The organism is Coralloluteibacterium thermophilum (assembly GCF_042654365.1).
Lineage (GTDB): Bacteria > Pseudomonadota > Gammaproteobacteria > Xanthomonadales > Xanthomonadaceae > Coralloluteibacterium > Coralloluteibacterium thermophilum.
The window spans coordinates 81,010-95,253 of record NZ_JBHSGG010000011.1; the positions used below are offsets into that span (position 1 = coordinate 81,010).

Annotated in this window: 9 protein-coding genes; 6 read left to right on the plus strand and 3 right to left on the minus strand. The window is 69.2% G+C overall.

What is annotated here, in order from left to right; translation table 11 throughout:
- Positions 1 to 36: 36 nt before the first annotated feature.
- Positions 37 to 513, minus strand: coding sequence for a SixA phosphatase family protein (locus ACFO3Q_RS04665; RefSeq protein WP_377003470.1), 477 nt, complete (start codon positions 511 to 513; stop codon positions 37 to 39).
- 100 nt (positions 514 to 613) lie between these two features.
- Positions 614 to 1,246: a nucleotide-binding protein gene (locus ACFO3Q_RS04670; protein WP_377003471.1), complete on the minus strand. Its 633-nt coding sequence runs from the start codon at positions 1,244 to 1,246 to the stop codon at positions 614 to 616.
- A gap of 177 nt (positions 1,247 to 1,423) precedes the next feature.
- Between ACFO3Q_RS04670 and gltB the strand changes: the two genes are divergently transcribed.
- Together gltB and ACFO3Q_RS04680 are read left to right on the plus strand one after the other, a co-directional pair.
- The gene (gene gltB, locus ACFO3Q_RS04675; protein ID WP_377003472.1) at positions 1,424 to 5,917 is read left to right on the plus strand and encodes a glutamate synthase large subunit; all 4,494 of its coding nucleotides are present in this window, start codon (positions 1,424 to 1,426) and stop codon (positions 5,915 to 5,917) included.
- 497 nt (positions 5,918 to 6,414) lie between these two features.
- The gene (locus ACFO3Q_RS04680) at positions 6,415 to 7,839 is read left to right on the plus strand and encodes an FAD-dependent oxidoreductase (RefSeq protein WP_377003473.1); all 1,425 of its coding nucleotides are present in this window, start codon (positions 6,415 to 6,417) and stop codon (positions 7,837 to 7,839) included.
- A 279-nt stretch (positions 7,840 to 8,118) separates the two neighbouring features.
- On the opposite strand, the gene ACFO3Q_RS04685 is transcribed toward ACFO3Q_RS04680, so the two are convergent.
- Entirely contained in the window at positions 8,119 to 8,631 is a 513-nt protein-coding gene (locus tag ACFO3Q_RS04685) for an REP-associated tyrosine transposase (RefSeq protein WP_377003474.1), read from the minus strand.
- 1,104 nt (positions 8,632 to 9,735) lie between these two features.
- Here ACFO3Q_RS04685 and ACFO3Q_RS04690 point away from each other — a divergent pair.
- From ACFO3Q_RS04690 to ACFO3Q_RS04705, 4 genes are all read left to right on the plus strand, one after another.
- Positions 9,736 to 11,223: an AAA family ATPase gene (locus tag ACFO3Q_RS04690; RefSeq protein ID WP_377003475.1), complete on the plus strand. Its 1,488-nt coding sequence runs from the start codon at positions 9,736 to 9,738 to the stop codon at positions 11,221 to 11,223.
- Between the two features lie 177 nt (positions 11,224 to 11,400).
- Positions 11,401 to 11,670, plus strand: a complete 270-nt coding sequence (locus ACFO3Q_RS04695; RefSeq protein ID WP_377003476.1) for a hypothetical protein — start codon at positions 11,401 to 11,403, stop codon at positions 11,668 to 11,670.
- Between the two features lie 1,366 nt (positions 11,671 to 13,036).
- The gene (locus ACFO3Q_RS04700; RefSeq protein WP_377003477.1) at positions 13,037 to 13,417 is read left to right on the plus strand and encodes a hypothetical protein; all 381 of its coding nucleotides are present in this window, start codon (positions 13,037 to 13,039) and stop codon (positions 13,415 to 13,417) included.
- An 86-nt stretch (positions 13,418 to 13,503) separates the two neighbouring features.
- A complete protein-coding gene (locus ACFO3Q_RS04705; RefSeq protein ID WP_377003478.1) occupies positions 13,504 to 13,836 on the plus strand; it encodes a hypothetical protein in 333 nt (110 codons plus the stop codon).
- The last annotated feature ends 408 nt before the right edge of the window (positions 13,837 to 14,244 follow it).

Below are 14,244 nucleotides of genomic sequence, written 5' to 3' on the forward strand. Positions count from 1 at the left end.
GCGGCAGGAGGATCGCGGAGCGGAGGGGCACGGCGCTCAGGGGAACCAGAAACGCACCAGCTCCGCCGCCCCGGGCTCCAGCGGCTGCCCGCCGTCGAAGCGCAGCCAGGCAATCGACGCCGGCGGCATGCCGCGCGCATCGCCGGAACGGCCGCTGGTGAGCAGGGCGAGCAGCCGCTCCAGGCCCGGGTTGTGGCCGACCAGCATCAGCCGCGGCACGTCGCGGTGGGCGTCGACCAGGTCGAGCAGGGTGCCCGGCGTGGCCTCGTAGATCTGCGGCGAGTCGCGCAGGTCCGCATAGCCCAGGGCGCGCATGACCCGCTCGCAGGTCGCGCGCGTGCGCTGGGCCGGCGAGCACAGCACGCGGTCCGGCGAGAAGCCCTGTTCGCGCAGCCACTGCGCGGCCGCCTCGGCCTCGGCCTCGCCCTCGGCCGACAGGCTGCGGTCCAGGTCGCTCTGGCCGGGGGCGGCGGCATCGGCGTGCGCGTGGCGCAGCAGGATCAGTTCGGTCACGGGAACTCCGGGGGGGTCGGGGCCGCGGATTATCTGCGCCCGCGCGCCGTGTAGGGAGTGCGAGCCCGGACGGCGTGCCGTCGCGGCGCCCGCGCGGTGCTCAACCGCGCCGGTCGAGCCAGCGCAGCAGCGGCTGCCAGTCGGCCTGGTGCGCGCGCACGTGCTCGGACTGGTAGTCGAACAGGGTGCGGCCGAGGCCGACGAGCATGACGTAGGCCTGGGTGTCGCGCAGCTCCGCCACCACCGGGTAGGGCCACTGCGCGAGGAAGCCGAGGATCTCCTGGGTCGCGCGGGTCTGCGGGCGCAGGCGGTTGGCGACGATGGCGACCGGCAGCTCGCCGCTGCGCACCCGCGCGTGCCGCGCCAGCGAGTCGAGGAAGGGCACCGTGGCCTCGAGGTCGATCATCGACGGCAGCACCGGCACCACCACCGCGTCGGCGTGGCGCAGGAAGGGCTGGAGGTCCGGCCCGAGCGCGCCGGCGCGGGCGTCGATCACCACCTGCTCGGCGTCGGCCGGGATCTGCTGGCGCCAGGTGCCGCGCTGGCCGTCCACCGGCAGCACCGCCGTCTCCAGGCCGGCGCGGCGCTCGCACCAGCGCCACGACGAGCGCTGCGGGTCGGCATCGACCAGCACGCTGCGACGGCCCTCGACGGCGGCATGCCCCGCAAGGTGCGTGGCCACCGTGGTCTTGCCGGCCCCGCCCTTGGAATTGGCGACCAGGATCGTGCGCATCCGCGTCCACCTCATCTCCGCTCTCCGCCCGGCAATCTAGCATCCCGGCCGGGCGTTGCACGGCGGCGGCACCGGCATCCCGCCGATGAAATTGCCGCGTCGCAGCAACTGTGCTCTAGTCGGAAGTCCGCCCGGGCGCCGCCGCGCGCGCGGGACCCGCGCGCTAGCGGAGGTTCGATGGCACCGTCTTTGGCACCCGGGCCCGGCCTGTACTCGCCGGCCTTCGAGCACGACAGCTGCGGCTTCGGCCTGATCGCGCACACCCGCGGCGGTGCGTCGCGCGAGGTCGTGGCCGCCGCCCTGCAGGCGCTGGCGCGGCTGGCCCACCGCGGCGCGCTGAGCGCCGACGGCATCACCGGCGACGGCGCCGGCATCCTGATCCACCGCCCGGAGGGCTTCCTGCGCGCGGTGGCCGCCGAGGCCGGCATCGCCCTGCCCGCGCACCCGTTCGGCGCCGGCACCGTGTTCGTGCCCGACGACGACGCGGCGGAGCGGCGGGTGCGCGAGGCGCTCGACGCCGCCCTGGCCACGCGCCGCCTGCGCTGCGCCGGCTGGCGCGAGGTGCCGACCGACCCGCGCGCCTGCGGCCCCACGGCCGGGCCGCCGCGCGTGCACCAGGTGTTCGTGGTGCCGGCGGACGACGACGCGCCCGACCCGCTGGCCTTCCGCCGCGACCTGTTCGTCGCCCGCCGCCGCGCCGAGGCCGCGCTGCGCGACCTGCGCGGGCTGCGCGACCGCCCCGACGCCTACCTGCTGGGCCTGTCCGCCGACAGCCTCGGCTACAAGGCCATGCTGCGGCCGCAGGCCCTGCCCGACTTCTATCCCGACCTGCTGCGCGAGGACCTCGCCGCGCAGGCCGCGATCTTCCACCAGCGCTTCTCCACCAACACCGCGCCGCGCTGGGCGCTGGCGCAGCCCTTCCGCATGCTCGCCCACAACGGCGAGATCAACACCATCGAGGGCAACCGCCGCTGGGCGCAGGCGCGCCGCCACGTGTGGAAGAGCGCGCTGCTCGACCTGTCGGAGTTCGACCCGCTGGTGTCCATGGACGGCTCGGACTCGCAGAGCCTCGACGAGATGCTCGAAGTGCTCACCGTCGGCGGCCTCGACCCGCTGGCGGCGCTGCGCATCCTGATCCCGCCGGCCGGCCACTCGCTGGCCCAGCTCGACCCCGACCTCGCCGCCTTCTACGAGTACTACGCCCTGCACACCGACCCCTGGGACGGCCCCGCGGGCGTGGTGTTCTGCGAGGGCCGCTACGCCGGCTGCGTGCTCGACCGCAACGGCCTGCGTCCCTCGCGCTGGTCGCTCGACGATGCCGGCCTGCTGGTCGTGGCCTCCGAGGCCGGGGTGCGCGACTGCCCGCCGGAGCGCATCGTCGCCCAGGGCCGGCTGGGCCCGGGCGAGATGCTCGCGGTCGATCTCCAGGAGGGGCGCCTGCTCGACAGCGCGGCCATCGACGCGATCAACATCGCGCGCGCGCCGTTCAAGAAGTGGCTCAAGGCCGGGGTCAGCTACCTGCACTCCGACCTGCTCGACCCCAACCTGTCCGCCGAGCCGCTCGCGCCCGAGGTCCTGCGCGTGCAGCAGAAGCGCTTCGGCCTGTCGCGCGAGGAGGCCGAGCAGGTGCTGCGGGTGCTGGCCGAGACCGAGAACGAGGCGGTCGGCTCGATGGGCGACGACACCCCCATCGCCGCGCTCTCGCGCCAGGTGCGCCCGCTCTACGACCGTTTCCGCCAGGCCTTCGCGCAGGTCACCAATCCGCCGATCGACCCGCTGCGCGAGCAGGTGGTGATGTCGCTGGCGACCCAGATCGGGCGCGAGGGCAACATCTTCGACCTCTCGCCCGACGCCGCGCGCCAGGTGCTGCTGAACTCGCCGGTGCTGTCGCAGCGCAAGCTCCGGCAGATCCTGGCGATGCCGGAAGTGGCCGGGCCGCACCAGCGCCTGGCCCTGTTCCAGGAGGCCGGCGAAGACCTGGAGGCGGCGCTGCGGCGCCTGTGCGCGAACGCGGAGGCCGCGGTGCGCGGCGGCGTCAGCGTGCTGTGGCTGTCGGACTTCGAGCCGGAGTCCATGCGCATCCCGGTCCACGCCCTGCTCGCCACCGGCGCCGTCCACCGCCACCTGGTCGAGGCCGGCCTGCGCTGCGCCTGCAACCTGCTGGTGGAGACCGCGACCGCGCGCGACCCGCACCACATCGCCTGCCTGATCGGCTACGGCGCGACCGCGGTGTATCCGTGGCTGGCCTACCAGACCCTGTTCGACTTCAAGCGCGCCGGCGTCATCCGCGCGCGCAGCGACGGCGACACCCGCGAGGAGCGGCTCGAGGTCGGCCGCAGCTACCGGCGCGGCCTGCGCAAGGGGCTGCTGAAGATCCTCTCGAAGATGGGCATCTCGACCATCGGCAGCTACCGCGGCGCGCAACTGTTCGAAATCCTCGGCCTCGACCGCGCGGTGGTGGATTTCTGCTTCGCGGGCACGCCCAGCCGCATCGGCGGCGCGGGCTTCGCGCGGCTGGAGGCCGACCAGCGCGAGCTGGCCGCGCACGCCGCCGAGCCGCAGGCGCCGCTCGCCCCGGGCGGGCTGCTCAAGTACATGCAGGGCGGCGAGGCGCACATGTACGACCCGGCGGTCGTGCGCAGCCTGCAGCGCGCGGTGGTGAGCGACGCGCCCGAGGACTGGCAGGCCTTCGTGGACGCCGTGGACACCCGCCCGCCCTCCACGCTGCGCGACCTGCTGGAGCCGGTGGCCGCGGGTGCGCCGATCCCGCTGGACGAGGTCGAGCCGGTCGAGGCCATCCTCGCCCGCTTCGACTCCGCCGGCATGAGCCTGGGCGCGCTCTCGCCCGAGGCGCACGAGGCGCTCGCCGTCGCCATGAACCGCCTCGGCTGCCGCAGCAACTCCGGCGAGGGCGGCGAGGACCCGGCCCGCTACGGCACCGAGCGTCGCTCCAAGATCCGCCAGGTCGCCTCCGGCCGCTTCGGCGTCACCCCCGCCTACCTCGCCGGCGCCGAGGTGCTGCAGATCAAGATCGCCCAGGGCGCCAAGCCCGGCGAGGGCGGCCAGCTTCCCGGCCACAAGGTGGACCAGACCATCGCCCGGCTGCGCTACGCCAAGCCCGGCATCGGCCTGATCTCGCCGCCGCCGCACCACGACATCTATTCCATCGAGGATCTCGCGCAGCTGATCTTCGACCTCAAGCAGGTCAATCCCGAGGCGCTGGTCTCGGTGAAGCTGGTCGCGCACGCGGGCGTCGGCACCATCGCCGCGGGCGTGGCCAAGGCCTATGCCGACCTCGTCACCATCTCCGGCCACGACGGCGGCACCGGCGCCTCGCCGGTGTCCTCGATCCGCTACGCGGGCATCCCCTGGGAGCTGGGGCTGGCCGAGGCGCAGCAGACGCTGCGGCTCAACGACCTGCGCGGCCGCGTGCGCCTGCAGACCGACGGCGGGCTCAAGACCGGGCTGGACGTGCTCAAGGCCGCCCTGCTGGGCGCGGAGAGCTTCGGCTTCGGCACCGCGCCGATGATCGCGCTGGGCTGCAAGTACCTGCGCATCTGCCACCTCAACAACTGCGCGACCGGCGTCGCGACCCAGGACAAGCGCCTGCGCGAGTACCACTTCGTCGGCCTGCCGGAGCGGGCGATGCGCTACTTCCGCTTCGTGGCCGAGGACGTGCGGCGCTGGATGGCGCGGCTGGGCATCCGCCGGCTGGAGGACGTGATCGGCGACGTCGGCCGCCTGCGGCCGCGGACGGACGTCGCCACGCGCGAGCCCATCGACCTCTCGGCCCTGCTCGCCGACGTGGGCGCGGGGCCGCGCACGGTCGCGCAGCCGCGCAACCCGCCCTGGGACCGCGGCGCGCTCAACGCGACCCTGCTCGAACGCCTCGGCGAGGCCATCGAGGCCGGGCGCAGCGCCGAGGTGGCGCTGCCCATCGCGAACCAGGACCGCGCGGTCGGCGCGCGCGTCTCCGGCGCCATCGCCGCGCGCTGGGGCGACGCCGGCGCCGAGGGCGCGACCTGGACCGTGCGCCTGACCGGTGCCGCCGGCCAGAGCTTCGGCGTGTGGAACGCCGGCGGCCTCCACCTCCACCTCGACGGCGTCGCCAACGACGGCGTCGGCAAGGGCATGGCCGGCGGCCGCATCGTGATCCGCCCGCCGGCCGACGCCGGCTATGCCGCGCGCGACGCCGCCATCATGGGCAACGCCTGCCTCTACGGCGCCACCGGCGGCGAGCTCTACGCCGCGGGCCGCGCGGGCGAGCGCTTCGCGGTGCGCAACTCCGGCGCGCTGGCGGTGATCGAGGGGGTCGGCGACCACGGCTGCGAGTACATGACCGGCGGCATCGTCGTGGTGCTCGGGCCCACCGGGCTCAACTTCGGCGCCGGCTTCACCGGCGGCTTCGCCTACGTCTACGACGCCGATCGCGGCTTCGTGGACCGCTACAACCACGAGCTCATCGACATCCACCGCATCTCGCAGCAGGGCATGGAGAACCACCTCCAGCACCTGCGCGGCCTGATCGGGCGCCACGTCGAGCTGACCGGCAGCACGCTCGGCGCGGAGATCCTCGAGGACTTCCGCGACCACCTGGGCCGGTTCTGGCTGGTCAAGCCCAAGGCGGCCTCGCTGGAGTCGCTGATCGAGAGCCTGCGGGAGGCGGCGTGATGGGCCGGGCCCTTCGGCGCATGCGCAACATGCGGTTGCGGATTCTTGCGGCGTTGCAGTTGCGATCGCTGCCGTCGTCGCCCGTCGCCACCGTTGCCGTCCGCTGTCCGGGGCCCCTCCGTTCATGCCGCGATCCGGGGGAGCGAAAGCAGATGCAACGGCTTCCGAAGCCCTCCGGGCTTCGGGTCACTTCTTCTTTGCTTGCCCAAAGAAGAAGTAACCAAGAAGAAAGGGCACCCCGGGCGGCACGCCCGCAGCGCGGGGCGCTGCGGGTGCGCGATCGCCTTCCGGGCGTTTTCCACGCGACATCCTGTCGCGAGGAAAACGTCGCGGGCGTCCATGCCCGCGCCCGCTTCGCGGCTGATCCTCCAGGCGCTCGCCGTGCCTTACCGGGACCCCGAAAGCGGAGCAACAGCAACGGCAAGGGCGCCTGCGCCGCACGCGCAGGCGCCTGACCTCCAGCCAACGGCGGCCTCGGCCCCGGGAGCCAGACCACGATGCAGAAGAACGTCTTCCAGTTCCTCGACGTCCCGCGCCAACCGCCGCGCGAGCTGCCGGTGTCGGTGCGCGTGCTCGGGTGGAAGGAGATCTACGGCGACTTCGCCCCCGCCGAGGCGGCCGAGCAGTCCGCGCGCTGCATCGAGTGCGGCAACCCGTACTGCGAGTGGAAGTGCCCGGTCCACAACTACATCCCGAACTGGCTGAAGCTGGTGCGCGAGGGCCGGCTGTTCGAGGCGGCCGCGCTCGCCCACGAGACCAACCCGCTGCCCGAGGTCTGCGGCCGCGTCTGCCCGCAGGACCGCCTCTGCGAGGGCGACTGCACGCTGGAGGACGGCTTCGGCGCGGTCACCATCGGCGCGGTCGAGAAGTACATCGTCGACGAGGCGTTCCGGCAGGGCTGGCGGCCCGACCTGTCGCGCGTCGCGCCCACCGGCAGGAAGGTCGCCGTGGTCGGCGCCGGCCCCGCGGGCCTGTCCTGCGCCGACCGCCTCGCGCGCGCCGGCATCCAGGCCCACGTCTACGACCGCAACGAGGAGATCGGCGGCCTGCTCACCTTCGGCATCCCGCCGTTCAAGCTCGACAAGGCGGTCGTCGCCACCCGCCGCGGCGTGCTGGAGCACATGGGCGTGCGCTTCCACCTCGGCACCGAGATCGGCCGCGACGTGGCCTTCGAGACCCTGCTCGCCGACTACGACGCCGTGTTCGTCGGCACCGGCGCCTACACGCCCGTGGACGGCCGCCTGCCGGGCCAGGATCTGCCCGGGGTCCACCCGGCGCTCGACTTCCTCATCGCCAACGGCCGCCGCGTGCTCGGCACCGCCCGCGACGGCGCCGGCCCGCCGGAGCTGACCGGCAGGCGCGTGGTGGTGCTGGGCGGCGGCGACACCGCCATGGACTGCGTGCGCACCGCGATCCGGCTCGGCGCGGCCGACGTCACCTGCGTCTACCGCCGCGACGAGGCCGCCATGCCCGGCTCGCGCCGCGAGGTGAAGAACGCGCGCGACGAGGGCGTGCACTTCCTGTTCAACCGCCAGCCGCTGGCGATCGAGGGCGACGCCACGCGCGGCGTCGCCGGCGTGCGGCTCGCCGAGACCGCCCCCGGCGGCGGACGCGCTAGCGCCGCGGCCCTGGTCGAGGGCAGCGAGAGCGTGCTGCCGGCGGACGTCGTCATCATCGCCTTCGGCTTCCGCCCCAGCCCCCCGGCCTGGCTGGCCGAACACGGCGTGGCGCTGACCCCCGACGGCCGCATCGACACCGACGAGCCCCGCCGCTACGCCACCAGCCATCCCAGGATCTTCGCCGGCGGCGACGCCGTCCGCGGCGCCGACCTGGTGGTCACCGCCGTCTTCGAAGGCCGCGAAGCCGGCAAGGCCATCGCCCACGCCCTCGCCGACCGCGCCGTGCCGCCACATCCGTTATAGGACGCCATCGCGGCTGAAGCCGCTCCCACACTGAAACCGCCCACCTCTTGCAGGAGCGGCTTCAGCCGCGACCCCACGCCCAGAGAAACACCCACACCCACCTGCGGAACGCGTCAGCCATCCCCCAATCCCGCCGGGCGATCCCGTGCCGCCGCACCCGTTGTAGGACGCCATCGCGGCTGAAGCCGCTCCCACACTGAACCGCCCACCTCTTGTAGGAGCGGCTTCAGCCGCGACCCCACGCCCAAGGGAAGCACCCACACCCGCCTGCGCGACGCTTCACCCATCCCCCAATCCCGCCGCATACCCGTCCGCGCCGCCGAGCCATACCGCATCCCAGTACGGGTAGTCGCCCAGGCGGGTCACCAGGCCCGCACGAAGCGGATTCGCGACGACATACCGCGCAACCGTCCGCACGTCGTCCTCCCTGCGCAACGCCCGGTCGTGGTAGCCCGGCATCCACAGCGCCCCAGACGTGCCGCGCAACCGATTCACCGCCCGCGCCGCCCGCCCCTTTGCCCGCTGCATGCATGCCGCCAAAGTACTGCCGTTGCCGAGCACCAGCAGCCCGTGCCAGTGGTCCGGCATCAACACCCAGCACAGGAGGCGCGCGTCGAGCCACGTGTCCCTGTCCGCAAGGACGCGGGCCGCGCCGGCAGCCGTCGTGGGATCCGCGAACACGGGGTGCCGCCCGGCTACGACCGCTGTGAGCAGGTACACCCGCCCCGGCTCCGAGGTCCGCCCCGTGCGCAGCGCATGGGCATGAGGACGATCAACGCGCTGACTGGCCATCCGCCGAGCGTGCCGCGCCGGACGAGCTCCGACATCGGCGAGCGCGGGCGATCCCGGTAGGAAATGCGCCATCGCGGCTGAAGCCGCTCCCACTGAACCGCCCACCTCTTGTAGGAGCGACTTCAGCCGCGATCCCACGCCCAGGGAAAACACCCACACCCGCCTGCGAGAGCTTCACCCACCCCCCAATCCCGCCGGGCGATTCCGTGCCGCCGCATCCCATGTCGCCACCGGTCACGGCTGAAGCCGCTCCCACTGAACCGCCCACCTCTTGTAGGAGCGGCTTCAGCCGCGATCCCACGCCCAGGGAAACACCCGCACCCACCTGCGGAGCGCTTCACCATCCCCAATCCCGCCGGGCGATCCCGTGCCGCCGCACCCCATGTCGCCACCGGTCGCGGCTGAAGCCGCTCCCACACTGAACCGCCCACCTCTTGTAGGAGCGGCTTCAGCCGCGATCCCACGCCCAGGGAGACACCCGCACCCACCTGCGGAGCGCTTCACCCATCCCCCAATCCCGCCGGGCGATCCCGTGCCGCCGCACCCGTTGTAGGACGCCATCGCGGCTGAAGCCGCTCCCACTGAACCGCCCACCTCCTGTGGGAGCGGCTTCAGCCGCGATCCCACGCCCAGGGAAACACCCGCACCCGCCTGCGGAACGCGTCACCCATCTCCCAATCCCGCCGGGCGATCCCGTGCCGCCGCATCCCATGTCGCCACCGGTCGCGGCTGAAGCCGCTCCCACTGAGCCGCCCACCTCTTGTAGGAGCGGCTTCAGCCGCGACCCCACGCCCAAGGGAAGCGCCCGCACTCACCTGCGGAACGCTTCACCTATCCCCCAATCCCGCCGGGNTTCACCTATCCCCCAATCCCGCCGGGCGATCCCGTGCCGCCGCATCCCATGTCGCCACCGCTCGCGGCTGAAGCCGCTCCCACTGAACCGCCCTCTTGTAGGAGCGGCTTCAGCCGCGATCCGCACCGACCGTGACCGCCCTCGCGGCTCCAGACGCAACAGCGCTTCCCCGGCATCGCGGCCCCTGGCCGACACCACCAACTCCGTCCCGTCCCTCTGCTATCGTCCGCTCCTCAGGGAAGGGGGAGCCCATGGGTGAGCTGAAGGACCTCGCCGCGCTGGTGAGGGCGAACACGCCGCTGCTCGTCGTCGAAACGCCGGACGAGGCGCGGGTGGTCGAGCTGTTCCGGCACCTGTTGATGGACGTGTGGCGGCCGCTGTTCCGGTGGTCGATCACCGAAGGGCTGCGGCGGATGGACTTGGACGGGGAGGACCCGCCGTCGGCAGCGCCCGACGCCTCGACCACGCTGCGCGCGATCCACGCGGCCGACACGCGCGGCATCTACCTGCTGTTCGACTTCCACCCCTACCTCGGCTACGCCGGCACCCAGCGCCAGGTTCGCGAGATCTGCCAGCGCCGCGACTGCCACGCCCACACCCTCGTGCTGGTCGGCACCCGGATCGAGCTGCCGCCCGAACTCGACGCGCTCGCCGTGCGCTTCGGCCTGCGCCTGCCCGATGCGCCCGCCCTGCTGAAGATGGTGCGCGAGGAAGCGCAGGCCTACGCCGCGGAGCACGGCGGCCGCCGCGTGGAGGCCGACGGCGAGATCGTCCAGGAGATCGTGCGCAACCTCGCCGGGCTGTCCGCGCTGGACGCGCGCCGCATCGCGCGGCACCTCATCTTCGACGACGGCGCGCTCGACGCCGACGACCTGCCGCAGCTCGCCAGGCTGAAGTTCGAGCTGCTCAACAAGAGCGGTCACCTGCACTTCGAGTTCGACACCGCGCAGTTCGCGGACGTGGCCGGCGTGCGCCGGCTCAGGCGGTGGGTGGAGCAGCGCAGGGCCGTGTTCGTCGGCGGCAACGCACCGCCCGGGCTGGACCCGCCCAAGGGCATCCTGCTGCTGGGCGTGCAGGGCTGCGGCAAGTCGCTCGCGGCCAAGGCCGTGGCCGGCGGCCTCGGCGTGCCGCTGGTGCGGCTCGACTTCGGCACGCTCTACGCCAAGTACCACGGCGAGACCGAGAAGAACCTGCGCGAGGCCCTGGCCTCGGCCGAACAGCTCGCGCCCTGCGTGCTGTGGATGGACGAGATCGAGAAGGGCATCGCCACCGATTCCGGCAGCGACGGCGGCGTCTCCCGCCGCGTGCTCGGCTACCTGCTGACCTGGATGGCCGAGAGACGGAGCCGGGTCTTCCTCGTCGCCACCGCCAACCAGGTCCAGCACCTGCCGCCCGAACTGCTGCGCAAGGGCCGCTTCGACGAGATCTTCTTCGTGGACCTGCCCGACGCCGAGGCGCGGGTGGAGATCTTCCGCATCCACCTTTCGCGGCGGGCACTGGATCCCGACGACTTCGACCTGCCCGCGCTCGCCGCCGCCACGGACGGCTTCTCCGGCGCCGAGATCGAGCAGGCCATCGTCGCGGGGCTGTATGCCGCGCATGCGTCGGGCACAAGGCTCGCCTACGCCCAGGTGCTGGAGGAACTTGAGAGTACACGGCCGCTGTCGGTGGTGATGGCCGAGCAAATCAGCGCGCTGCGGGAGTGGGCGCGAGAGAGGACGATGGACGTGAATTCGTGAATTACAGTGGGGCCGCGGCTTGCGCCGCCGAGACATCAAAGGCTGCGACTTTATGGCAGAAGAAAAGATAAGCCGCCCCAAGACTATCCACAGGGCCGTGTGGATGCTGCATTAGATTACATGGTCACATCAAGCCACCGTCCAGCCAATCAGCAGCATATCAGGGGGAACCGCAACATGAAGAAGATGATCCGCTGGGTGTCCATTTCCGCACTACTCTTACTTACGCCCACTGCAAGCGCAGCGACTGAATACGAAATCGAAGCATCTTACGACGACGAACTCTTGATAGTTAATGGCGAGAAGTACAAGGCCAAGACTTACTGCTTCAACATGCAAGAAGGCGATCGCGTTATCTTCCTCGAGGGGAGCCCATACGGCGCTTGCGCATCAGCAAAGATTCTTAATATTCGGACAAATAAGGTCTGCGAAGTATGGTGCGAGTGATGCTGCCTAGCAATTTCACTTAAGCGGACGACGCTTTACGATGCATTAGACCCAAGCCTTAAAGATCACGGGAGGCTTCATTCACGCACGATGGAAGTTATCATTGGTGTTGACACATGAACTCCTTCGCCGCGCAGTTGCTCAAGATTGAAATGGCTGAAGCACTGGCCCGAGGCGATTACCGGGATTGGCGGCGATCCCAAACATTCACCATGAGGAGACAATATGCGTAACATGTTTATTGGGACTGTCGCTTCTATTGCTCTTGCGGCATGCGCAAGCAGCGGAGTTATCCCTGCGGGAGACGGTGTGTTCATCGTTTCCAAAAGAAGCCCGCAAATTGGATTTGGAGAGCCTGTAGCAGCTAGGTCTGACTTGCTTCGTCAAGCCAATGAATACTGCACGCAGAGAGGTCAAGTAATTCAGAGAATCCGCGAGGACAGCCAAGAGTCAGGCTTTGGACGCCCAGGCAGTGCGTCACTGGAGTTTAGATGCGTAGCACCTGATAATTCATATTAGATGAGCAACTAGCCGGCCATATGGAGCGCCGTAAGCGACTCGGAAGATAGCAGCAGAACTCGAGCAACCCCTATTAGACGCACCCTATCGAGAACTTTATGCGCATTTCCAGACAAGGCTCTTGGCGAAACATGGGTCAGACATCGATCGAATTGGGGGAGATGACGGCAAAATGGTCGCCCGAGGAAGGCCGCCTTCACCTCAAAAGTTCGCGAGTCAGAGACTTTTCTACCGATGCCCGACATGACTACGACATCTCTCTTAGCGTAGATGACATCAGGAATATAATCGGCGCATCTCTTTTAGCCCTACCTCAAGGCAAGGATTAGGATTAGGGCAAGCAAAATCGTAGTCTCGCACCGAGTAACCGCGTGAGTAAAGGGTCAGGTTCACTTCCTGAGCTTCATTTTTTGGGCGAAGCCGAGCGGCGCGGCCGGCGCGCAGGTCGCGCCCCAACGAATCGCTGGGTTTTTTTCAGTTTGACTATGGTCCTGAGTCGCCGCTGTCCCAAGTGCGTTGCTGTAGGGAGAGCCGGATGGCGGCGGGCGTGGCGTCCGGCAGCGCTTCGTCCAGCAGTTGCCTGTAGACCGCGGCACGCTGGTACTGCGTACAACCGAGCGCCAGCCACGTCGGATACGGGACGAGGTTGGAGTGCGGCCGTCGGCCGAGGTTGGCGGCGCAGAAGCGAACCTGATCCCGTTACGACCTCTTACCGACAGGGGGGGACCGGACACCTGCCAAGCGGAGGTTTATTCGCGCGGGCCCGCTCATAACTGGCATACGCAAATGGCTGAGGTGAACCGTGGAGCGGGCAGGCGAATCCATCCCGACATCGAGGGAATGAGAAATGAATCAAGAGCAGGCCCGGACTTGCCTCGACGAAATAATGCAAGATTTGCACCAATGGCCGCAGATGGCGGACTCACGCTTGTTGAGTGTGGAACTCCTTGCGATTGAGATTAACGCTGATTGTGCGCGCGATGTCGCAACGATTCTCGTTAATCTCAAGCGCCCAGAAGAAGACTGCGAGATCTGGTCTTTGATGCAGGTTACGCGCAGCTATGTTCCCTACTTTCGGAGGGTTATTTGGTTCTACCGGATAATTCCGGATGGACCAGACACTCCCATTTCAGAACAAAGCTCCCGCCCTTCCGACGAGCTTGTGGCGCAATTTCTTAAGCAATGGCCTCTAGAGAATAACTTGGAGGGCGTGTTCTGGCACGGATGATTAGTCAGACGGGCAACTATTAGACATAGCCCCATACTGTCTCGCCCACGCACGCGCGGCATACCCAGCATTCACACGGAGCTTTCATGTTCAGCACGCCTCTGAAGACCAGAGTAAAGGTAGCCATGTCCGCCGGGCTTTTGTTGACCGCACTGAGCCTGCTGTACATTCCCTACAACGTGGAAATTACGCGCGGCAACAGCTCGACGAGCCATAATATTGGCTATTCATTTGTCTGGTCTAATGTAGACATTTGCACGGATTTGAAAGGTCGTTATAGATATAGCCTGACGCGCTGTAAGGTGTCGCCTGCAATCACGCAGATATTTTTAACTGGCTCTGCGATTATTTTGGGCGCACTGGCCATTTGCGCTCTATTAGAGATTTTTTCCAGAAAACAACCCTCGAAGTTGGACTAGCCGGGTCAGGGTTAACTCCCGTGTGTGGCCCTAACCCACCCGTTGACTCCCCGCACATCCAGTAGCAGACTCGCCCCCAAGGAGCGTCGAAACTCCTCGTACAGCGGTCCCCACCTCCGTCAAACCGGTGGGTTTTTTGTGCCTGCACCCTTGCAGGCACGACCGACGCGATGCCTGCGTCGGGAGGGCGGCTAATACAACACCCGCAAGGGGAATACGCCCGCCGTCTGTCTGCGGTTTCGAACCTCCCGACTTCCCGTCCACCTGCGCGTGGGCGGGCCACTCATGGAAGGAGGAGGCAACGATGTCGAAGCGCGAACCATCGATCGCGACATGCCCGGCTACTACGTCGGCCCTGAAGAACCCCTCATAGCCAGCAGCCATGCGGCCTGTGGCGCCGAGGGGTCG